This window comes from Lysinibacillus macroides, assembly GCF_001281525.1.
GTDB classification, from domain to species: Bacteria; Bacillota; Bacilli; order Bacillales_A; family Planococcaceae; genus Lysinibacillus; species Lysinibacillus macroides.
Window position 1 is genome coordinate 107,285 of the sequence record NZ_LGCI01000006.1, and the last position, 21,317, is coordinate 128,601.

21 protein-coding genes and 1 riboswitch are annotated in these 21,317 nt (G+C 39.0%); of the genes, 3 read left to right on the forward strand and 18 right to left on the reverse strand.

The genetic code is table 11. The features are described 5' to 3' along the window. Window positions 1–46: 46 nt before the first annotated feature. Window positions 47–150: riboswitch (SAM riboswitch) on the reverse strand. Between the two features lie 56 nt (window positions 151–206). The 8 genes from ADM90_RS10825 to ADM90_RS10860 form a co-directional block, all read right to left on the reverse strand. Continuing rightward, window positions 207–518 (reverse strand): thioredoxin family protein, encoded by a 312-nt coding sequence (locus ADM90_RS10825; protein ID WP_053995039.1) that lies wholly within the window; start codon window positions 516–518, stop codon window positions 207–209. Between the two features lie 17 nt (window positions 519–535). After that, window positions 536–877 carry a toprim domain-containing protein gene (locus tag ADM90_RS10830; RefSeq protein ID WP_053995040.1) on the reverse strand — a complete coding sequence of 114 codons (342 nt, stop codon included), beginning with the start codon at window positions 875–877 and terminating at the stop codon, window positions 536–538. A 91-nt stretch (window positions 878–968) separates the two neighbouring features. Then, window positions 969–1,349: a glycine cleavage system protein GcvH gene (gene gcvH / locus ADM90_RS10835; RefSeq protein ID WP_053995041.1), complete on the reverse strand. Its 381-nt coding sequence runs from the start codon at window positions 1,347–1,349 to the stop codon at window positions 969–971. A gap of 80 nt (window positions 1,350–1,429) precedes the next feature. Continuing rightward, entirely contained in the window at window positions 1,430–1,786 is a 357-nt protein-coding gene (locus ADM90_RS10840; protein ID WP_053995042.1) for an arsenate reductase family protein, read from the reverse strand. 408 nt (window positions 1,787–2,194) lie between these two features. Next, complete coding sequence (locus ADM90_RS10845; protein WP_053994487.1) at window positions 2,195–3,547, reverse strand: transposase; 1,353 nt, start codon at window positions 3,545–3,547, stop codon at window positions 2,195–2,197. Window positions 3,548–3,673: 126 nt separating this feature from the next. Beyond that, the gene (locus ADM90_RS10850) at window positions 3,674–5,458 is read right to left on the reverse strand and encodes an acyl-CoA dehydrogenase family protein (protein WP_053995043.1); all 1,785 of its coding nucleotides are present in this window, start codon (window positions 5,456–5,458) and stop codon (window positions 3,674–3,676) included. A gap of 109 nt (window positions 5,459–5,567) precedes the next feature. After that, window positions 5,568–6,740 (reverse strand): acetyl-CoA C-acetyltransferase, encoded by a 1,173-nt coding sequence (locus ADM90_RS10855; protein WP_053995044.1) that lies wholly within the window; start codon window positions 6,738–6,740, stop codon window positions 5,568–5,570. A 49-nt stretch (window positions 6,741–6,789) separates the two neighbouring features. Continuing rightward, on the reverse strand, window positions 6,790–9,174 hold the full coding sequence (locus ADM90_RS10860; RefSeq protein WP_053995045.1) for a 3-hydroxyacyl-CoA dehydrogenase/enoyl-CoA hydratase family protein: 2,385 nt from the start codon (window positions 9,172–9,174) through the stop codon (window positions 6,790–6,792). A 355-nt stretch (window positions 9,175–9,529) separates the two neighbouring features. Between ADM90_RS10860 and ADM90_RS10865 the strand changes: the two genes are divergently transcribed. Together ADM90_RS10865 and ADM90_RS10870 are read left to right on the forward strand one after the other, a co-directional pair. Continuing rightward, a complete protein-coding gene (locus tag ADM90_RS10865; protein ID WP_053995046.1) occupies window positions 9,530–9,847 on the forward strand; it encodes a thioredoxin family protein in 318 nt (105 codons plus the stop codon). A 56-nt stretch (window positions 9,848–9,903) separates the two neighbouring features. Continuing rightward, window positions 9,904–10,431 carry a C39 family peptidase gene (locus tag ADM90_RS10870; protein ID WP_053995223.1) on the forward strand — a complete coding sequence of 176 codons (528 nt, stop codon included), beginning with the start codon at window positions 9,904–9,906 and terminating at the stop codon, window positions 10,429–10,431. On the opposite strand, the gene ADM90_RS10875 is transcribed toward ADM90_RS10870, so the two are convergent. The 7 genes from ADM90_RS10875 to ADM90_RS10905 all read right to left on the reverse strand — a co-directional run bounded on the left by ADM90_RS10875 (window position 10,394) and on the right by ADM90_RS10905 (window position 18,175). After that, entirely contained in the window at window positions 10,394–11,278 is an 885-nt protein-coding gene (locus ADM90_RS10875) for a 5'-3' exonuclease (RefSeq protein WP_053995047.1), read from the reverse strand. The genes ADM90_RS10870 and ADM90_RS10875 overlap by 38 nt on opposite strands. 86 nt (window positions 11,279–11,364) lie before the next feature. Next, on the reverse strand, window positions 11,365–12,351 hold the full coding sequence (locus ADM90_RS10880) for an agmatinase family protein (RefSeq protein WP_053995048.1): 987 nt from the start codon (window positions 12,349–12,351) through the stop codon (window positions 11,365–11,367). 194 nt (window positions 12,352–12,545) lie between these two features. Then, the gene (locus ADM90_RS10885; RefSeq protein WP_053995049.1) at window positions 12,546–13,535 is read right to left on the reverse strand and encodes a polysaccharide deacetylase family protein; all 990 of its coding nucleotides are present in this window, start codon (window positions 13,533–13,535) and stop codon (window positions 12,546–12,548) included. 4 nt (window positions 13,536–13,539) lie between these two features. Continuing rightward, window positions 13,540–14,286 carry a hypothetical protein gene (locus ADM90_RS10890; RefSeq protein WP_235473470.1) on the reverse strand — a complete coding sequence of 249 codons (747 nt, stop codon included), beginning with the start codon at window positions 14,284–14,286 and terminating at the stop codon, window positions 13,540–13,542. Further along, on the reverse strand, window positions 14,267–15,928 hold the full coding sequence (locus ADM90_RS10895; RefSeq protein WP_235473472.1) for a GNAT family N-acetyltransferase: 1,662 nt from the start codon (window positions 15,926–15,928) through the stop codon (window positions 14,267–14,269). The genes ADM90_RS10890 and ADM90_RS10895 overlap by 20 nt, the downstream gene beginning before the upstream one ends. A 117-nt stretch (window positions 15,929–16,045) precedes the next feature. Then, complete coding sequence (locus ADM90_RS10900; protein WP_053995050.1) at window positions 16,046–16,495, reverse strand: SACOL1771 family peroxiredoxin; 450 nt, start codon at window positions 16,493–16,495, stop codon at window positions 16,046–16,048. 75 nt (window positions 16,496–16,570) lie between these two features. Continuing rightward, on the reverse strand, window positions 16,571–18,175 hold the full coding sequence (locus ADM90_RS10905) for a Na/Pi cotransporter family protein (protein ID WP_235473487.1): 1,605 nt from the start codon (window positions 18,173–18,175) through the stop codon (window positions 16,571–16,573). A 576-nt stretch (window positions 18,176–18,751) separates the two neighbouring features. Here ADM90_RS10905 and ADM90_RS10915 point away from each other — a divergent pair. Then, window positions 18,752–19,438 (forward strand): ZIP family metal transporter, encoded by a 687-nt coding sequence (locus ADM90_RS10915; RefSeq protein WP_235473489.1) that lies wholly within the window; start codon window positions 18,752–18,754, stop codon window positions 19,436–19,438. 91 nt (window positions 19,439–19,529) lie between these two features. On the opposite strand, the gene ADM90_RS25065 is transcribed toward ADM90_RS10915, so the two are convergent. The 3 genes from ADM90_RS25065 to tnpB form a co-directional block, all read right to left on the reverse strand. After that, window positions 19,530–19,766, reverse strand: a complete 237-nt coding sequence (locus tag ADM90_RS25065; protein ID WP_235473475.1) for an S-layer homology domain-containing protein — start codon at window positions 19,764–19,766, stop codon at window positions 19,530–19,532. A gap of 173 nt (window positions 19,767–19,939) precedes the next feature. After that, window positions 19,940–20,020, reverse strand: coding sequence for an S-layer homology domain-containing protein (locus ADM90_RS25540; RefSeq protein WP_412176986.1), 81 nt, complete (start codon window positions 20,018–20,020; stop codon window positions 19,940–19,942). Between the two features lie 81 nt (window positions 20,021–20,101). Beyond that, complete coding sequence (tnpB, locus tag ADM90_RS10925) at window positions 20,102–21,253, reverse strand: IS200/IS605 family element RNA-guided endonuclease TnpB (RefSeq protein ID WP_053995054.1); 1,152 nt, start codon at window positions 21,251–21,253, stop codon at window positions 20,102–20,104. Window positions 21,254–21,317: the final 64 nt, after the last annotated feature.

A 21,317-nucleotide genomic window follows, 5' to 3' on the forward strand; every position in this document is an offset into this window, starting at 1 on the left:
TCAGAGACAAGCAGAAGGGGTTACCGTACTTATACGTTTAACCGTTCTCTCATCTTTCAAAGACAAATCTTTGGGTGATTTGGCACCTTTTCACACTGTGATGGTTGCCGGGCTTCATAGGGCACTTCCCTCCGCCACTCTTTATAAGAGTTCGATATATTTAATGTTTTCGTAATCTATGTGTTACTTTACCATGCCAGCAAAGTTCAGTCAATTGCTTTTTTTAATAATTCATATAAAAATGGTACGGATTGAAAAGCATATATTTTATTTGTCACTTTTCCGCCATTACAGACGAGCAAACAGGGAACACTTTCGATTTGATGCTCACGGGCAATCTGCTCAACAAAATTAATATTAGCTTTGCCTAATTGTAGCTGTGGCACTAATTGTTCAACAATTAACATCATTTTTGAAGCCACTGCACACGTGCCACAAATGGGCGTATATAAATAAAATGCAGCTTGCTCTCCCGACTGTACAGCCGCTTCCCACTGCTTTATTGACCATTCTTCCATTATTCACGCAACCTTACTTACAAAATATATTCATTATGGATGGAGAAATGTGCGCGCAATAAAATCATTGCTAACACTTTCCTTGGTGTTGTCTCGACTTCCTTATAGGTAGGCATTGTACGCAAATGCTCAGCCTCTGGATAATGTCTGTCCATTAATGCACGTAGTTTATCGCCTGAAGTATCTGCATCAAAAAAGGTAAAAAGCTCACAGCCCTCATAAGGATCGAGGAGTTCCTCTAATTGATGTACACCAATCGTACCATTCGTACATAGTATTGTAACGTGCTCATTTAAAATAGGTGCAATTTGAAGCTTATCTGAGCGCCCCTCTACTATCAAGCATTTTCCCTGGAACATTACGCCACCTCCATTTTAAACATCCCCACTTATAAGTCAGTATATAATAAAAAACGCCGGTAGTTGCCGACGTTTTCGATTAGAGCTTGTCTTATTCTGCAATCATTTCTTCGTATTGTTCTGCTGTCATAAGTTTGTCAACTTCTGATGCATCAGCAGGCTCTACAACAATCATCCATGCTTGTTCATATGGTGATTCATTTACGAATTCTGGGTTATCTTCTAAATCTGCATTGACTTCAACAACAGTACCCGAGATTGGTGCGTATAGTTCAGAAACTGTTTTTACTGATTCTACGCTGCCAAATGGATCATCTGTTTTGATTTCATCGCCAACTTGCGGAAGCTCCACAAATACGATATCTCCTAGCTCAGATTGTGCGAAGTGTGTGATACCGATACGTACTTTACCATCTTCTACTTTTACCCATTCGTGCTCTTCAGAATATCGTAAATCTTTCGGTGTGCTCATGCCAAAACCCCTCCATAAATATGTAATCGATTCATTTTCAGTGTGCCATATTTCTCCTATAAAAACAAGGAGAAATGCGGTTATTTCCAAGCTTGTTCAAAATCTGATTCTTTAAACCCTAAAGTTACTTTTTTTCCATCTGTCACAATTGGGCGTTTAATGAGCATACCATCAGAAGCAAGTAGTTCAAGCTGCTCCTCCTCTGGCATCTCAGCAAGCTTATCCTTTAATCCAAGCTCACGATATTTCATGCCAGATGTATTAAAAAACTTCTTCAAAGGTTGCCCACTCGCTTGCCAGAATGCTGTGATTTCATCCTTTGTTGGCGTTTGCTCTACAATATGTATTTCTTCATAGGAAATATCATGATCATTTAACCACTTTTGTGCTTTTTTACATGTTGTACATTTTGGATAATGAATAAATTGAATCGTCATTAAAATGCTCCTCTACTGTCTTTTTCTGTAGTATACCATCATAAGTGTTTTGAAGGGTGGAACTTCTCTTATTTTGGGGGTTCTAATGATGGTTTACTGGCCGAATATCCTGTACTTTCGGGCTTCTATCTATCACTTTTGCCATTCTATCCATTTATTTAAAGCTGCTATCCGTTTCTCTTAGGCTATCCGCTACTTTTGGAGCTCTATCCGTCACTTTCGCTCTTCTATCCATCTATTTAGAGCCTCTATCCATTTTACAATGTCATCTTCTTCACCCCAAAAAACCTAGCTCCTATTAAGAAATGGGAGCTAGGTTTCGCATTATCATATAATTGAATCAATTTCATAAATCGATTTTTTCAAGAGCTTAGACTGCTCCTGTGTCTGATTTTTGTTTTTTAAAATTTAAGCTGCGTTGTTTTGTAGCTGTAAACGTACATTCATCCGATCGACTGCTAATTTGCAGGCATTATAAATAAACGTCACAAGGTTGAAGTGCAGTTTAGCTTTTCTACCGGTTTTGTGACGGACGTTGTTTAACTGAAAAAATTGCTTTAAATAAGCATTTACTCGTTCGACAGCTGTGCGTTCCTTGTAAAGTTTCTTCCATAGCTCGGAGCCACGTGCTGGAAACGTGTATTTGCGGATATCGGTTTCACACTTGATTTTAAACACCTTTTGACAGAGCGAGTCATCACGTAATGGACAGGTTGCGCAATCTTTTGGACGTGTGAACTTAAGCGTTTGATACTTTTCATCAAAGCTGTCGTAACAGTAGCTATGTTCACGCACACAGGTTGGACGGAAATGTTCATCAAAACCGATCATTTCGCCCTCACGTCTTTTCACATATGGAATCACAGCTTTCATCTCTTGTATTGAAATCTGGCGGTAAATTGCTTCATAGTCATAACCTGCATCGAAAATAGCCGTTGTGAAATGGTTAGGCATGATATGGTTCATCTTTTTTAGTAACGGAATCGCCGCTTTACTATCACTCAGATTGCCGGAAGACATTAGACGCGCCACGATATATTGGCTTTTTGTCGAAACAGCTAAATGCCCTTTAAAGCCGTACCAGAATGTGTTTTTACCATCGCTGTTTTTCTTGATGCCCCACTTTGGTTCAATGGGGATGTCTTGCCATAGAGTCGTCAATGGAATGGTTAATTGTGCTTCCAACTTCTTTTCAAAAGTCGTTTGATTCGCTTCAAGTTCTGCTTGTTCAGCGAGCCAGGCAGCACGTTCTTCTTTTGATTTACGACCACGTTTTTTCGGTTGTGTTTCTTTTTTCTCTGCTGGTTTTGCGGCATCTCTCGCTTCAAAATGTGTTGCATCAAAACTAAGGTGTTCCTCTTCAAGAAAACCTTCTGTAAAGGCAGCTTGAATAAGTTCATCGTGCATGCGATCTAAGACATCTGATTGACTAATCACGTCGACCATACGTGAATACGAGGCTTCAGATGGCACCGTGTCCGAAACTAAAAAGCCACAATCTAAGCGAAAGACGAAATCATGCGTTAATCGATTGACCAAATCTTTAACGGTAGGGATACGCTCGACAATGCGGATCATCAATGATTGAATCATCGCACCGTAGTTTAATTCTCGTGGAGCACCACGCATCGTCTTCTTTCGAAATAGTTGAAAGATTGGCTGCACATCGAAAGTGGCTAAAATAGCATCAAAACGACGAGAACTTTCCATTTTCAATAATTCACGGATGTCAAATAGGCTCATTTGTTTTACAATAGTCATGAGGCATCATTCCTTTTCGGTGGGTTGTTTAGTCGCTACCATTATACCGAATTTGGGGAGGTGCCTCATTTTTATTTAATTTTAGCCCTTGATATTAAAGGGATTAGAATTATGAAATTAACTCAATTAAACAATATACTTTTCTGCTTCAATTAACTTTACGGAAGCTTCACGTTTCTTGGCGATTAAGTTGTATGGATTATTGCGTGTTAGCTTACGCAGTGCCGATAATGTCATACGTGCTGCATCGCCATCTGCTGAAGCAAGAATTGTATCCTTTGCTTCTTTTTCGATTTCTGCGAATGCCTCTTGGCAGAAAATTTGCGTATATAGTAATTTTTGCTGTGCTTTTTCAGCGCCATCACGAGCAATTGCCTTTTCTGTACGTAACACTGCGGATTCCATTGCAAATAACTGGTTGGCAATGTTCGCAATATTCACCAATACCTCTTGCTCTTGATCAAGCTTTGCACCAAAGCGTTGTGCCGCTAAGCCTGCTGCTAATACAGCAATTTTCTTTGCATTTTTCACTAAATATTTTTCTTGTGCTAGCGGCTCTGTACCGATATCCTCTGGCATTAACATTAGCAGTTCTTGCTGTAAGTTTTGCGCCACTTGTAATAATGGTAGCTCACCTTTTAGCGCTTTTTTCATAAATGTGCCAGGTACAATCATACGGTTAATTTCATTTGTGCCTTCGAAAATTCGATTAATACGAGAATCACGGTAAATACGCTCTACCTCATATTCAGCCATAAAGCCATAACCGCCATGTAATTGTACCGCTTCATCCGCAATATAGTCTAATGTTTCTGATCCGAATACTTTGGCAATAGAGCATTCAATTGCGTACTCAGCAACGGCTCCTGCAATTACTTTCCCTTGCTTTTGCTCCTCAGGGCTTAGCTGGCTTAAACGATCCTCAAATAAACCTACTGTACGATAGTTTAGTGATTCTGATGCATATAAATGAGAAGCCATTGTGGATAGTTTCTCTTTTGTTAAATTGAAGTCAGAAAGCTTTGTTTTAAATTGTTGACGTTGGTTTGTATATTGAATTGCAAGCTCTAATGCACGCTTAGAGCCACCAATTGTCCCAACACCTAATTTATAACGACCAATGTTTAAAATATTGAACGCAATAACATGACCACGACCAATTTCACCTAATAAGTTTTCAACAGGTACTTCCGCATCTTCTAGTACTAATGTACGTGTAGATGAAGATTTAATCCCCATTTTCTTTTCTTCTGGTCCTACTGACACACCATTATATTCTCGCTCTACAATAAACGCTGAGAATTTATCGCCATCAATTTTCGCATAGACAACAAACACATCTGCAAAGCCTGCATTTGTAATCCATTGCTTTTCACCGTTTAAAATATAATGTGTACCTACATCGTTGAGCTTCGCAGTCGTTTTTGCACCTAACGCATCTGAACCTGAACCTGGCTCTGTTAATGCATAGGCAGCAATTAATTCACCTGAAGCAAGCTTAGGTAAGTATTTTTGCTTTTGATCTTCATTACCGAATAATACGATTGGTAATGACCCAATCCCAACGTGTGCACCGTGTGTAATAGAGAAACCGCCTGCTACAGACATTTTTTCTGCAATTAAAGCTGAAGACACTTTATCTAAGCCAAGACCCTCATACTCTTCAGGTACATCTGCTCCAAGTAAACCTAGCTCCCCTGCGCTTTTTAGCAGTCGTACGGAATGCTCAAATTCATGATGCTCTAAATTCTCAACGACTGGCAATACTTCGTTTGCTACATATTCCTCTGTTGTTTTTGCAATCATTTTATGCTCATCTGTGAAATCCTCTGGTGTAAACACACGATCTAATTCCACATCTTCAATAAGAAATCCGCCGCCTTTAATGAAATCCGTTGTTTTTTCTGTCATGTTATATTCCTCCCAATATATCGAATGTAATCCCCTATATATAGAAAAGCCTGAGGCACAATGTTCGGAGGCAACCGGAAACAGTATACCTCAAGCTGATCTAGCAAAATTATAAAATTTCAAATACGCCAGCAGCGCCCATACCGCCACCGATACACATTGTTACAACGCCATATTTCTTCCCTTGACGCTTTAATTCATGAATTAGTTTTAGGGTTAAAATAGCTCCCGTTGCGCCTAGTGGATGACCTAATGCAATCGCTCCACCATTCACGTTAACCTTCTCTTGGTCGATGCCTAAATGGCGTACTACCTGTAATGATTGTGAGGCAAATGCTTCATTAATTTCCCATAAATCAATATCTTCTATTGATAGTCCTGCAATTTCCAACGCTTTTGGCACTGCCACGATAGGCCCGATACCCATTACTTCAGGAGGTACACCGCCAACTGCAAAGCCTAGGAATTTTGCCATTGGTGTCAGTCCTTGCTTGTCAGCTTCTTCACGATCCATTACTAGTACAGCTGCTGCTCCATCAGATGTTTGAGAAGCATTACCAGCTGTTACAGAGCCTTTCACATGGAAGGCTGGACGTAGCTTTGCTAAGCCCTCTACAGATGTTCCTGGACGCACACCCTCATCCATACTAAATGTAAATTTTTCCACTTGCGGTTTATTGTTCTCGTCTACGTAATGCTGTTCCACGTCGATTGGTACAATTTCATCATTGAATTTACCTTCTTTAATCGCCTTTTCAGCAAGTGTATGTGAACGAACTGCAAAGGCATCTTGGTCTTCACGACTAACATTATATTGACGAGCTACTTCCTCAGCTGTATGCCCCATGCCCATATAATACTGTGGAGCCGTTTCCGCTAAAGTCGGATTTAAACGTGGTGTATTCCCTACCATCGGCACCATACTCATGGATTCTACACCACCAGCAAGAATAGCCTTTGAGTGTCCTAGCATAATTCGCTCTGCTGCATAGGCAATCGCCTGTAAACCTGATGAACAAAATCTATTAATCGTCAGAGCAGGCGTTGTATCTGGTAATCCAGCAAGTGCCCCAATACTACGTGCCACATTCATCCCTTGCTCTGCTTCTGGCATCGCACAGCCTAAAATTAAATCATCAATCGGCCCTTCATAGCCTGCTCTTTTCAATGTTTCCTTGACTACAACAGCACCAAAATCATCTGGTCTTACTGTTGCTAAAGAACCTTTTTTTGCTTTTCCAATTGGAGTTCGTGCTCCTGCTACAATAACGGCTTCACGCATCGTATTCATCCCCCTTTGTTTCATGTGCAAGATTGATCTATTTCGTCAACTAGTTACGAAGTGGTTTACCTTTTAACAGCATGTGTTGCATTCTTTGCTGTGAAAGTGGATCAGCAACAAGGCTAAGGAATGCCTCACGCTCTAAGTTCAATAAATATTGCTCATCGACTAATGTGCCATAAGGAACCTTACCACCTGCAATAACATAGGCTAATTTTTTAGCAATTTTTAAATCATGTTCGCTAATAAAGCCTGACTCAAACATCCCTTGTGCACCAATCAGTAATGTACCGTAGCCTGATGCACCGACCACTGGCACTTTAGTTGGCACAGGTGGTTGATAGCCTGCCTCATAAAGCGCTAATGCCGCCTGCTTTGCATCGTATAATTGATGATCTGGGTTCACAGAAATACCATCCGCAAAGTTTAAGAAGTTATTTTCGCGTGCTTCCTCACCAGATGTTGAAACCTTCGCCATCGCAATTGTTTCAAATACTTTATTAGCAATATGTTGATAGTCTACCTCCACACCATTTGGTAAACCTTTTAGGAACTTTTCATAAAGCGCCTTATTGCCGCCACCGCCAGGGATTAAACCAACACCGACTTCTACTAAGCCCATATATGTTTCCATTGTTGCCTGAATATGTGTGGCTGGTAAGCATACCTCTGCGCCACCGCCTAATGTCATACCAAATGGTGCTGCTACAACTGGCTTACGGCAATATTTAATTTTTTGCATGGCATCTTGAAATGATTTAATAACGAAATCAAGCTCGAAAATATTATCATCCTGTGCCTCTACTAAAATCATCCCTAGATTTGCGCCAACACAGAAATTTTTCCCCTGATTACCGATGACTAAGCCCTTATAGTTAGCCTCGACCTCACTCACTGCAAAGTTAATCATTTGAATAATATCTAAGCCAATCGCATTTGACTGGGAATGGAATTCTAACAACGCAATACCATCGCCTAAATCTATTAAACTAGCCCCTGTGTTTGATTTAATCACACCATGCTTTTTCTTATAACGTTTTAAGTTAATCTCTTTTTCATTGACTGGCACTTTCACATATTGTGAACCATTATAGTAAGCTAAATCTCCGTCTAATTCTGTATAGAATGTCTCCACGCCATTTGCTAACATCTCTTTGACAAAAGCAGGTACCTCTCGGCCCTCAGCCTCCATTTTCGCCACAGAATCTTTTACGCCTATAGCATCCCAAATCTCAAATGGCCCTTGTTGCCAGCCGAATCCCCATTTCATCGCGTTATCAATGGCTACGATATCATCTGCAATCTCCCCATGTAGCTGTGCAGAATAAAGGAGCGTTGGTGCAAAAATCCCCCATAATAGCTCGCCTGTACGATCCTTTGCATAGGTTAACGCCTTCACTTTATTAGCCAATCCACGAGTTTGTTTTGCCATTTCAATAGAAGGTGTTTTTAATTTTTTGGCTGGACTATACGTTAAGGTTGCTGGATCAATCTCATGTATCTCTTTTCCTTGTTTTAAGAAGAAACCTTGACCTGATTTTGCTCCTAGCCAACCGTTTGTGACCATTTTTTGTAAAAATTCAGGTACTGCAAATACTTGCTGCTCCTCACCTGTTGTTTGATCGTAAACATTTTTCGCTACATGAATGAATGTATCTAAACCAACTACATCTAGCGTACGGAAAGTTGCAGACTTTGGACGGCCGATAAGCGGACCTGTTACAGAGTCTACCTCACCAACAGAGTAACCACCTTTTAACATTTCCTGTAAAGTGATAAGTAAACCATATGTTCCGATGCGGTTGGCAATAAAGTTTGGTGTATCTTTTGCAAGTACAACTCCTTTACCAAGCACATCTTCCCCAAACGTTTTCATGAAGCTAACTACTTCAGGTGCAGTTGTATTGGCAGGAATCACTTCTAATAATTTTAAATAGCGAGGTGGGTTGAAAAAATGTGTGCCAAGAAAATGCTTTTGAAAATCATCTGAACGTCCCTCTGCCATCGCATTAATGCTAATACCAGATGTATTTGAACTAATGATTGTTCCTGGTGAACGAACCGCATCAATTTTTTCATAAAGACTTTGTTTAATTGGTAAATTTTCTACAACAACCTCAATAATCCAATCTACATCTTTTAGTTTCCCTAGATCGTCTTCAAAGTTGCCAACTGATAGTAGTGATAAATTTTTCTTAGAAGTAAGTGGTGCTGGCTTTTGCTTTAATAACTTTTGCAAGGCTCCGTTTACAATACGATTTCTAACAGCTGGATGCTCTAAAGAAAGCCCCTTTGCCTCTTCCTCCTGCGTCAGTTCCTTTGGTGCAATATCTAATAGAAGTGTCGGTATACCGATATTTGCTAAATGTGCTGCAATTCCAGAGCCCATCACCCCAGAACCTAGAACAGCTGCTTTTTGAATGTTGTAAGTCACAAGCAATTCCCCCTTATTCTCCCATTGAATGAATAGCCATTCATTTTTTGACTAAAAAAATATCAAGTTTACCTTAGTGATTTTTTATTCTGTGTTGAATTTTTCAACCGAATCCAGCTAAGGCTTATCTCCATTTCCATTAGGTAATGAAGATAAAACTACTTTTTCTGTTTTTAGTGTAGATTATTTTGTCTAATTTAGCAATCTTTTTTCACTATTTATTTTTGCAATATATAACTTTTTTTGTTTTTTACGAGCGAAAAGCATGCAAGAAGTAGCGAGCAATACAGCGAAACAGAAAACTTTCAGGTTACGCTAAAAATGTGTAGAATGGAAAGCAAGGAGCGTGAATACTATGAAAACAATTACTACGACAGAACAATTTAATGAACTGATTGCTGGTGACCAAAAGGTACTAGTAAAATTCTATGCAGGCTGGTGTCCAGATTGCACACGTATGAATATGTTTATTGATCCAATTATTGAGGAATATAGCCAATACGCTTGGTATGAGCTAAACCGCGATGAGCTACCAGAAATTGCAGAGAAATATGATGTGATGGGCATTCCAAGTCTACTAATTTTCCAAAACGGCGAAAAGCTTGCACACTTGCATAGTGCAAATGCTAAAACACCTCAGCAAGTAACAGAATTTTTAGCTGCCCAACAATAACCAACGAGCTGCATTCTTTTCATGGAATGCAGCTCTTTTTGAAAGGACACGATATGATGCACCAACAATTGACTTTAGCTGGAATGTCACAATATGATGCAGCTGTTGCACCAAGCTATCGCAACTCTGCCTGTGGACCGACAACAATTTATGCGATTTTAAACTACTTCAACAAATCAGCCCCTAGCATTAACGAGCTATATCAACAGCTCGGTAGCACAAAAATTGGTTTATTTAAATGGCGGCTTATTTATTATCTTCGTCGCTTACAGCCAACCTGGGATATTCGTGACTGTTCCTTAAAGGAAGCCTTACAGGAAATTGATGCAGGTCGCCCTGTTGCGATGCGCTTTGACCGCTATTTTAGTCTGAATTGGCGAGATCAACAATCTACCTTTGCCTACCATTGGGTTCCCCTTATTGGCTATGAAATAAAAAATGACCAGCTATCGTTAATTTTTCATGATAATGGTGGTCCAAATCGTAATAGCAAAGTTCAACAAGCACTATTTCACAATAACGCAAAGGTGTTATCATTTGTTAAAATTACACCGAATACAAGGAACGTGCATGCTTCGCAATAAGTGTATAGCCACTCTCCTCAATCGTTTTAAAGGTTTGTGCTTGATAATTCGGCAATACTAAGCTTGTAAAATCCGCTTCTATTGGGACATCGGTTTGAATCGTTGCAAGCTCATACGATAATTGCAACATCTTTATATTTTCTTGAATTTTTGTTCGTTGCCCAGGCTTTAATTCAGCCAATGATGCCAAAATATTATCAATAGAGCCGTATGTTTGAATTAAGGTAAGTGCCTGTTTAGGGCCAATACCTTTTACACCTGGATAGCCATCACTTGTATCTCCCATAAAGGCCTTCACCTGTGCAAATTGTGCTGGTTCAATACGATATTCCTCATGAAAGCGCGCATGTGTATAAATATCATATTCTGTATAGCCTTTTTTCGTAAAAGCAATCTCTGTAGATGGTCTTAAAAGCTGAAGCAAATCTTTATCACCACTAATTACGGTAATATCTGCCTCGTTCTGCCATTTTGTAATCATAGAGCCGATTAAATCATCCGCCTCCATTCCTTGCACTCCAAAATTTTTCCAGCCAATTTGCTGTGCTAAATTCTTTGCCATATCGAATTGTGGCAGCATCTCCTCTGGCGGTGCTGGACGATTCGCCTTATAGCCATCAAATAGATCATTGCGGAATGTATGTGCCCCCATGTCCCAACAAACAGCCATATGAGTTGGCTTCATTATGGATTGTGCTGTTAGTACATGACGCACAAATCCTTGCGCCCCATTTGTTGGTGTGCCATCTGCAAGGCGAATAAAATGACCCATTGCTGCCGAAGCAAAAAAGGAACGAAATAACAGTGCCATACCGTCAATAATTAATAGTTTTGGTTTTGTTGTCATACTAAAATCCTCTCTATTCCAATACAAAGTTTGCTCTTGCGTATTATAACAAACTTTCAATTACTGGCATTGTCCATCTACTGTTTTTATAGCATCGCCTTTCCTTTTTTGGAAATACGATTACGGTAATCCAGTTGAATACCTGTTAGCCATTGCAAAAATGCTGTCACACCGATCTTAACGGTTTCTGGTCGAAGTGTGCTTTCCTTTGGGTCTGCATAGACAAAATCAATATGACGAACCCCCTCATTCTCACCAATAAGCTTGAGAATATCAAATAATTCATAGGCTGTTAAACCACCTGGTGTCGCTGCTGGGACATCTCGCGCAAACATAATATCCAGTGCATCTAAATCAACCGAAACATAAATTCGGTCTACCTCATACATGAGTTGACGCAGCATTTCACGTATTGTGAGCTGAATACCATCACGTCGCATTTGCTTTAATGTAATCATATGAATACCTTGTTCTCTCGCATAATGAATCATTTCTGGTGAATTAAAAAAGCCATGTAACCCTACATTATACACATGTCTCCCTTCAACTACTCCTGCTGCTATTAACTGGTGTATGGGTGAATCTTGCGCTAAGCCAATTTCCTCTTGGTTTCTTGCATCTAAATGTGTATCAATCTGAATGATTCCAATACGATCCTGTGGAAAAGCATTTTTAATGCCTTTTAGTGAACATGCTGTAATGGCATGATCTCCCCCTATTAAACACGTAAGGCTCCTTGGATAGGCTATACTTAAATTTTCTGCTGCTGCCTCAATGGCAGATTCTGAAAGCATTCTATCTTTTTCATGAATCGCCACATCGCCAATATCCACAACTGCCAGCGCACGTAAATTTATCTGTTCATCTAAATTGTAAGACTGGAAGCTGGGCCACGCTTTCCGAAATGCATTTGGATACTGCGCTTTCGTTGATGCTTCAGTGGCATAAGATAATAAAGCACCATATACAATAATATCCACGTCATTTGGATTGGGATTTATTTGTTGCTTAATCCATTGATGCAATGCTGAGCCTTTTTCTTGCTGCCATTGGCATTCTGGTCGTATAAACATATTGATCTCCACCTTTATCTCATTTTCATTCAAGTCAAATCGGCCTATATGCCACCTGATATTCTCCTTAAAATGACCTAATATATATGTTAGTAACGTTATAGTACCATTTGTACACTTATCTTCGTTATGTTTTTCTCTTATTCTACAAAATTTTCTTCACCTCTACTGTTTAACACAGCAAAAAAGGTATCTCAAAAATCATTTGAGATACCTCTTTCTGGATGGAGACACAATTTTGCCACCTCATACATGGAATAGCTTTCAAAAGAATAGTGGCTACGCAATTCCTGAAAATAACGTAGTAGCTCCTCGAGTATCGCTAAATTTTTATCAATATGCTTCCCAAAATTATGAGGATGCCACCATATATGATAAAATGCCTGTGCTTTAGCAGCCTCTAGCATCCCTTCCTTTATACGCTTTATCTTTAACCCTTCAAATACACGCAATGGGCTACAATAAGGTCTTAAAAAAGCACTTGAGCGAATATCAATCAGCGGAGCCATTTGCATATCCTTAAATGTCACCAGATGATGACCAGTTAAGTTGAAATAGCTATCTAACCACTTTTTCGCGCCTAGCCATCTGCCTTTTGAAGTATTGTACAAAGCATGATTAGTTGGTCCTCTATAGCAAATATACCCCGCTTCTAAACATGCCTGAAAATAGTCTTTGTTTACTTGATTACGTGGAAAGGTAATGGACTTCATAGGGGCAATATAGCCGTCCGTAATCGTTTTCGTTGCATATAAATCTGCACAAAAATCCGCCTTTGTTTGCCCTTTTTCTAAACAATAAAAGTGAGAAAAAGTATGACTGGCAATTTCCTGATAGGGTGTACGTTTAATCTCCTCAACTAAAGATCTACCAAAATGCAAAAGATCCTCTTGCTCATTTTCGCCTACTTTCGCAAGCTGTGTATAGGCAGCATAGCGCATGTCTTCATACTTCACTGGGATACCTCGTAAATAATGAGCCATCTCTGCCTTTGATTCGGCAAACAATAAGCCTACTGTCGCCCAAGTTGCATGAATATGATATTGCTCAAATAACGCTAATATTTTAGGCAGGGCTTTGCGTACACCATATAGGTTTTTATTGTATCGTCCATAGCGAAAAACATCATGGACACCCCATTTTAGCTCAAAATCTAATGAAATAACGAGACCCCCACCGTTCATACTGCTACTTCCTCCATTTTTTCACACCAAGCAAACGTGCACGTATTTTAGATAGTGTAATATAGCCTGAATAAACATTCACAACCTGTCCACCAAAGCTTTGCTTCAAGGCTCGTACATGAGGATCATCTGTTAATTCACCCATATCATATAAAATAAAACCTTGCTGTTTTAAATGCAGTAAGTTATGCCATAGCAAGAAACGATTCACATAACGCAAAGGTCGTTGTAAATGAGTTGCCATAGCTGCCGCATCACATGTTACCTCATAATAAGACATCGCTTTTTTTGCATGTACAATATCAAGCCGGTAACACATTGTTTGTCCACAAATACTTTGGACTTCAGATAATAATAAAGCCCCCTGCTGATTTAATAGCAGTATCGTTTCCATTTGTAATTTGCCAATACCTTTAAGCTTCTTTCTTTTAGCAAATTGATTGTAAAACTGTTGAAAGGCTTGCAAATTCACCGCTGAAGGCTCACGATACAAAATCACTTGGTAAAATTCCTGTTGCGCACATCGCAAAAGTTGCCGATTTCCCTCTGACAGTGCTAAATACAAGGAAAGCTCAGACTCTCGAAGCGAAATATGAATCGTTTCACTTCGAACAAGCTTGCGGCTCGGTACTAGTGAATGTGTATAACCTACAACCCTCATGGACTTTCGAATATTTGCTGGCTTTTCGACAAAATAAAAATGCTGCATTGCGATATTCCATCGCTTACTTTTAATGGACAGAATGAACATCGCCCCCACTCTCTGTATATTTTTCTACATGATGTCGCTTATAATAAGCCATTTTATAATGCTTTATTCGAGAAATAGGTTGATAGCCTAGCTGTATTAAGCGTTTTCGTTTCCGCCATTGCCAAAAGCCTGCCGTTATCCATAGTGCCTGTGTAGGTTTGCTATGGCGAAAATAAGCCGTAATAATATCAATCTGTGTAGCATCGTCATGGCTTAAAAAACAGGTTTGCTTTGGCAAAGCCTCGGTAATTTGCAGTGTATCCATATGCCAATGGGAGGCATGTAACGCAAACGCCAGCTTATTCGTTTCCGCAAAGGGGTCTTTATAAAGCGTATATCCCTTATAAAAGAGGTCCATCAGCTCTTTTTGTTCAAGTTGCATCGCTTCCTGAATAGACATTTCCATAAATAAATTACCAACAGGCTGCTGTGGAGCAATAGCCTCTGAGGGGGATAACTCATATAAAGTCACTTGTTGCAAACGAATAAATCTTTCTACGAATTGTTGTCCATATTCTAACCAATCTTTTACCTTTCCATACTTTACTAAAAGTCGTAATTGTCCCAGTAGAGGCTGCTGCCAGTGCTGACTGCCTTTAGCAAAATTCTTCAGTCGTTCCTTTAATGTTAAAAAACCTGCCAGTAATTTTGTACGCTTTGTACCACTGCTAGCAAGCATATTTCTGGTAAAATCAACGCCAGAGCGCCATTCTAATTTATAGGGCTCATAGCCAATCCCCATATCCAACAGGCGATAGTTTGCAGCATAAGCTCGCTGAATCGTTTCCTGATTAGCCATACGTTCAACACCAAATATATGAAATAAAGGTTCATATGCACGTGCATACGTTATATAACGCCCACGGCAACAAAGCCCATATGTGCAGGCAATCCATTGATTTTCAAACAAAAGTGCATGGATCTTCACCTCTAAGGCTTCCCCTTGCAGCATTGCTAAGCGCTCAAAAAATTCCCTATTCTTGCCTCTAATAAAACCACTTGTCCCAACCCTTTTCCGCTGTTGTCGATCAAATAATCGAAACATTTGCCAAAGCTCGTCCTGCAAAGGCATATGCTTTGTTAATAAGCCTAAATTTCGCAGCTTACTTGCCTGTTGATCTATTGTATGCACATTTTGTTGTTGCTCTGACAAAGCGAGATAGGGTGTCACAATACGAAAAATATGGGCAGGCAATTGTTTTTCCACAAAGTATTGCTCAATCGTCGTTGTAGATTGTTTACTTTCTAACAAGCCATGCAATGAAAAAATAATATGTTGATGCTTACGACGAAGCTCATCAAAGACAAAGGTTGTAGCTTGCATAAACCATTCTTTTTTGGCGATAATTCCTGTGTAATAAGCAATATCTTCACCTGCAAAAGTATACACCCTTATCCCCCAACGAATAGCTACAGTAAAAGGAAAAAAGGCAATAATCATCCCTTTATGTTCAACAGCGTAAAGCTCCACACGTTCTTTACGCCCTAGCATTTGCCACCAATTATAAAACCAAGCAAATTCAATAAAGGGGTTATCATTGTCCTCTTGTTCTAACATATCATCCCAAATTTCCTTGTACCACATCAGCTCATCATCTGTTCGAATACGAATTAATTGCAAGAAAATCCCCTTTCTTTTCATTATTCACCATCCACGAATATTGTACGTACCGTTCTATATGTATATTAAATAATTAGAGAAATATGAAAAAAAAAGAGTTATCAGGATGATAGGCTGATAAACTCTTTTTCGTATTAATTATAGGTTTGCTTTGATCAGTTGAATAGTATATTCAATGGCAACATTGCCCTTTAATGCCTTACTAATCATGCAGGTTTGCTCTGCCTTTTGTGCTAAACGCGTAATTCTCCTTTCCAAACGCTCTGAAAGCTCTTCGACAACAATACGTGGCTTATGTACAATTTTTTCATAAGTAAAACTACCATTTATCACATTGACAAAGCCCTCTGATTGTAGGGATAAGTCAACCACAGCAATGGCTGAATTTTCAAGTAGTGTGGCAAATGTAATTACATAACAGGTTGCTGCTGCACCTAGTAGCATTTCATCAGGATTTGTACCAATACCTGGTCCATTCATTTCCCGCGGAATAGAAATTTTTGTTTGTAAATTATGCGCCATAAGATTCCCTATACCATTTCTTCCTTCTGACCATGTTAAGTCCATTGTAAATTTATGTTGCGTCATATTCTCTCCTTTCCGCTATTCCTTTAAAGGCTAGAAAAATGCTCGCTCCACACCTTGGCGAAACGAGCATTTTCACTATTCAGCCGTAGCAGTATGTGCTTTTTCTGTCTCTGTATGACGTCCTTTTTTTGTGAAAGTCTGGTACTCAGCTAAGCGAGCTGTTGTACGCCAATAGTGGTAAACAAGACCATCAATCCATAGCAAAGCCTCCACCTTCGATGCTGCAATCTCTAACTCTACTACATTTTCAACAGTATGCTCGAAATAGGCATTTCTTTTATCTCGTCTTACAGTAGCCATTTCAGAAGATGTCGCCTCTAATAAGTTTGCTATTTCAGGCAAACGCTCATCTTCATCAATTATCACTAGTACCTTCTCCAAAACCTCCAACCATTGCTGTGTTAATGCGTCCTGCAATTGAAAAGTATTAGGACTTTGTACACGTAGTGCCTTTGATAAACGATATAAATGATCTAAAGCATGTAACAGCGCAATATGCTTAGAGCGCTCTTTTTTTGAGGAGGACTGTATGGCATCCATAAATAAACGAGTCTTTTCAATCGCATCATCAATTTGTGTTAATTGATTTTCAATTTCGGCTGTTCGTTTTTTCCCTCGAATAAGGGCTATAAGAACAGTTGTTAATTCCTTTGTAATTTCCTGCAATGTATTAAAGGATACCTCTACCGCTACACCAGGTAATTTTGTGACACTATCATCTAAATTACGTGTTAAATGATTTCCTTTTTCAGGAATCATTCTTTCAATTAACTTTGCAAATAGACGAACAAATGGCATAAAGATAATCGCACCAATCACACTAAATAATGTATGGAAAATCGCAATACCTAATGTTTCATCAAAGCTACCATTAATGGATTTTGTGATAAATTCAGTAAATGTAAAGATAAATGTTGCACCAAGTGTTACGATAATGGCGGTTACGACATTAAATAGCACATGTGTAGCAGCTGTTCGTTTCGCAGCCGTAGAAGCCCCAATTGCTGCAAATAATGCAGTTGCGGTCGTCCCAATATTTTGCCCAATGACTAAATAAGCCGCTTGCTCAAAATCAATAGCGCCTGCATATAAAGCGGTTAATGTTGCCGCTATTGCTGCACTGGATGCCTGCATAATAACCGTCATCACAAGACCTAACACGATTAAGATCAGTTTTCCACTAATCGAATTGGCATCAAAGGCATCAAACGGAATTTTATCCTGTACAGCTGCCATCCCACCTTGAAGAATATCAATACCTAAAAATAATAGACCAAAACCTGTAAATAGCCCACCAATCGCTTTATAATCACGAGGTGCCAGCAATTGTACAAAGACACCAAGCGCAATAAAGGGCAATGACATGGTTTGCATATTAATTTTAAAACCTATAAGCGAAATAATCCATCCCGTACTAGTACTACCAATATTCGCCCCAATAATCACACCAATAGATTGCACAAATGTTAGTAGCCCCGCACTAACAAAGCCAATTGTAATCAATGTTGTGGCAGTAGAGGATTGTACAAGCATTGTCATCAATGCACCCGATAAAACAGAGCTAATGGTTCCGCCAGTAAAACGATTCAACCATTTCTTTAATGCATCACCAGCAAGTTCCTTTAAACCATTTGTTAGCATTGTCATGCCGAGCAAAAATAAACCAATGCCTCCAAGCACATTAATCAACCTATAAACACACTCCCCGCTTTATTTTATTACCTACTGACAATAGGCAAATTCTACAACTACTATGTCCATTCTATTCAAATAGAGGCGCTTTCTACCGGCTTAACTTCAGCCTTCTCCTCTTTGTGCTATATGTGAGATCTTTATCCTGTAGACATCTCATAAGCTTTTATTTATTACATGGAAAGTATAGTAATTGTTTCTGTTCATTTAGAATTACCTAAATATTCTTATATAGTACCATTATTGAATTTGAGAAAATAGGATGTTTTTCATTTATGTACAAAAACAAGCAATGTTTGAAAAAACAATGTCACAAACTTGCAGAACGAGTACTGATTTGGAAGAAAAAAGGATATATTTCACAGAGCAGCGATGGAATAATACACTACCAATTGTAGACTCTTGCAATCAAACAACTATGGTATTTAATTTTTACTATTTTCAAAAGTCATACTCCTTCTACATTGCTATAGAAGGGCAAGCATATTCCGGGCTATTTCGCATACATTTGATAAAACGGCATGAAGTTTATAATAGAGTGGAGGAATTTTACAGGTGAGTGCAATGGTACTTGGTGGATTTTTATTTTTTAGTGTAAGCATAGGTGGCGCTATTGCCTGGATTTTCTCTAAGCTCTTTCAGCATACAACACAGGGGCTATCATTATTATGTGGTGGTTTTTTAGTTGGTCTGCTTATCCTCGATATCATCCCTTCCTCTGTTCATATTTACCAGCCATTTGGGATGATACTTGGTATTTTTATTGGCTACTGTATCTTTCAAATACTCGATAGCTTATTGCATACATCTTCCACCCAGCATTCCTCTGTCTCTCTTTTAACGCTTGCCATGATTATTCATACAATTCCTATCAGCCTTACTGTTGGAAATTTACTTAGCAATGCCGCATTAAGTATTTCGCTCACAGCCTCTATTATTCTGCATCATGTTCCTGAGGGCTTTGCTTTGTCAACGGCACTGATTGCTCAAGGAGAAAGGCTATGGAAGCTCTTTATGTACTTCTTTATTTTCTCTATTTTCTTTAGTGTTTTTATTTGGTTTGGTCAATATTGGGTGTTAACAAATAAAGCACAGGGCATTTTAATGGGGATTTCTATAGGATTAATAGCCACTGCCAGCGTTTCTGAATTTATTTTGCATCATCTTCGAGCAGTTAGTGTGAAATCCTTTATTATCTATCTCTTTTTAGGCTATCTATTAAGCTATAGCTTCCATATACTTGTGGAATAAGTTAAAAAAATCCGCGTAGTTTTCTATGAGACGGCTCGCATCTTGTCCATAGAAAGAAAAGCGGATTTTTTCCATTATATGTTTATAACCGTCATTCTTCTTCTCCTAATAACATGATCGTAACTGTTAAAATTTTAGAAATTTCTGCACGTGTAAGATTTCCCTTTGGATTAAACTTACCATTTGTCCCATTTAAAATACCCAATTGTTGTAATAAACCAATTGCTTCTACAGTATCCTCACGCATTTGATTTTTATCTGTAAATGTATTGTTGTTGCTTACCTGAGTAACATCCAGCTCCATTCCTACTAAATATTTAGCAGTCACATAGGCCATTTCTTCACGTGTTACAGGTTTTTTGGGTTCCAGTTTTCACCATCAAAAATATCCATTAAGCCGTATTCTTGTAAAATAGCTACTTCCTTTGCTCCCCAAAAACCATCGAGATCTGTATAAGTGGCAGCTCCTTCATAATCCTTATTTACATCTAAGCCTGATGCTCAGAAAATAATAGCCGCTAGCTCCCCACGCGTAACCTGTCCATTTGGATGAAATGTTGTTGCAGACGTTCCATTAATAATGTCTGTTTGATTTGAACTACGCCCACTTAGTTATTGAAGTGGGTGATTCCTAAGAACACCAGCGTAACTGCCAGTTATGGATTAGGCTATCCCCGTAGTTCCTACGGTTAGAAGCCTTATCGCTTCGTTTTTCAGATTTTGTCCTGCGTTCATATCTCTATCGTGATGTGTGCCACAAGAAGGGCAATCCCACTCACGAAGATTTAAATGCTTAACGTCTTTGTTTTTGTGTCCGCAAGCTGAACATAGTTGAGAACTAGCAAATGTTTTAGATACTGCAATTACCTGTTTACCATACCAATTTGCTTTATATTCCAACATCGTTCTAAATTGTGACCAAGATACTTCGCTGATTGCTTTCGCTAACTTATGGTTCTTTAACATATTGGATACTTGCAAATCTTCGATACCGATGACATCGTGGTTTTTGATGATGTCAGTAGAAATTTTTTGCAAATAGTCTGTTCTTGCATGCGTTATTTTTTCATGAATGCATGCGACTTTCACCTTTTGTTTTTGGTAGTTTCTTGCTTCCTCTAACGACTTCTTTTGCTTCAATGCCATTTCTTTTCGCCTTGACAAAATACGCTGTTCTTTCGCCAGTTTCTTTTCAAGTGAACAGAAAAACTTCGGATTTTTATACACCGTTCCAGTAGAAAGAATCGCAAAATCTTTAAGACCAACGTCCATACCGACAGAAGAGCCTGTTTTTTCTAGTGGCTGCACGTCTGTTTCAGCAAGAATCGAGACAAAGTATTTTCCACTTGGATTTCGTCTGATTGTCGCGTTAAGAATACGCCCTTCAACCTCACGACTTTTTGCAAACTTGACAAATCCAAGTTTGGGTAACTTGATTTTGTTTCCTACAATCGTAATATTGCCGTTCGTGTGCTTTGTTGTGTAGGATTGTACTTTATTGTTTTTAGACTTGAAACGTGGTGCTTTAGTCTGTTTCTTGAAAAATCGTGCATACGCATCCGCAAGGTTTTTAAGGGAGGATTGAAGCGCAATGCTGTCTACTTCTTTCAACCAAACGTATTCTTTCTTCAGTTGTGTTAACCGAGAAGAACAAGTATGATAAGTGAACCCTTTTCCTGTTTCTTTGTAAGCATCCTTCCATTTTGCTAAAAAATAATTGAAGACAAAACGCGAACAACCGATTGTTTTAGCTATGAGGATTTCTTGTTCTTTGTTTGGATAGATACGGAATTTGTATGCTTTGTTGACCAACACACGAAACACCTCCCTCTTTACCGGAATGTTTGTTTCTATTTTAACCGAAAGGGCGGGGCTTTGG

Excerpts from the sequence above, each read along its gene's own strand:
- ADM90_RS10825 (WP_053995039.1), bottom strand. The coding sequence starts at position 518 with ATGGAAGAATGGTCAATAAAGCAGTGGGAAGCGGCTGTACAGTCGGGA.
- ADM90_RS10830 (WP_053995040.1), bottom strand. The coding sequence starts at position 877 with ATGTTCCAGGGAAAATGCTTGATAGTAGAGGGGCGCTCAGATAAGCTT.
- gcvH (WP_053995041.1), bottom strand. The coding sequence starts at position 1,349 with ATGAGCACACCGAAAGATTTACGATATTCTGAAGAGCACGAATGGGTA.
- ADM90_RS10840 (WP_053995042.1), bottom strand. The coding sequence starts at position 1,786 with ATGACGATTCAATTTATTCATTATCCAAAATGTACAACATGTAAAAAA.
- ADM90_RS10845 (WP_053994487.1), bottom strand. The coding sequence starts at position 3,547 with ATGACTATTGTAAAACAAATGAGCCTATTTGACATCCGTGAATTATTG.
- ADM90_RS10850 (WP_053995043.1), bottom strand. The coding sequence starts at position 5,458 with ATGACAGAAAAAACAACGGATTTCATTAAAGGCGGCGGATTTCTTATT.
- ADM90_RS10855 (WP_053995044.1), bottom strand. The coding sequence starts at position 6,740 with ATGCGTGAAGCCGTTATTGTAGCAGGAGCACGAACTCCAATTGGAAAA.
- ADM90_RS10865 (WP_053995046.1), top strand. The coding sequence starts at position 9,530 with ATGAAAACAATTACTACGACAGAACAATTTAATGAACTGATTGCTGGT.
- ADM90_RS10870 (WP_053995223.1), top strand. The coding sequence starts at position 9,904 with ATGCACCAACAATTGACTTTAGCTGGAATGTCACAATATGATGCAGCT.
- ADM90_RS10875 (WP_053995047.1), bottom strand. The coding sequence starts at position 11,278 with ATGACAACAAAACCAAAACTATTAATTATTGACGGTATGGCACTGTTA.
- ADM90_RS10880 (WP_053995048.1), bottom strand. The coding sequence starts at position 12,351 with ATGTTTATACGACCAGAATGCCAATGGCAGCAAGAAAAAGGCTCAGCA.
- ADM90_RS10885 (WP_053995049.1), bottom strand. The coding sequence starts at position 13,535 with ATGAACGGTGGGGGTCTCGTTATTTCATTAGATTTTGAGCTAAAATGG.
- ADM90_RS10890 (WP_235473470.1), bottom strand. The coding sequence starts at position 14,286 with ATGTTCATTCTGTCCATTAAAAGTAAGCGATGGAATATCGCAATGCAG.
- ADM90_RS10895 (WP_235473472.1), bottom strand. The coding sequence starts at position 15,928 with ATGAAAAGAAAGGGGATTTTCTTGCAATTAATTCGTATTCGAACAGAT.
- ADM90_RS10900 (WP_053995050.1), bottom strand. The coding sequence starts at position 16,495 with ATGACGCAACATAAATTTACAATGGACTTAACATGGTCAGAAGGAAGA.
- ADM90_RS10915 (WP_235473489.1), top strand. The coding sequence starts at position 18,752 with ATGGTACTTGGTGGATTTTTATTTTTTAGTGTAAGCATAGGTGGCGCT.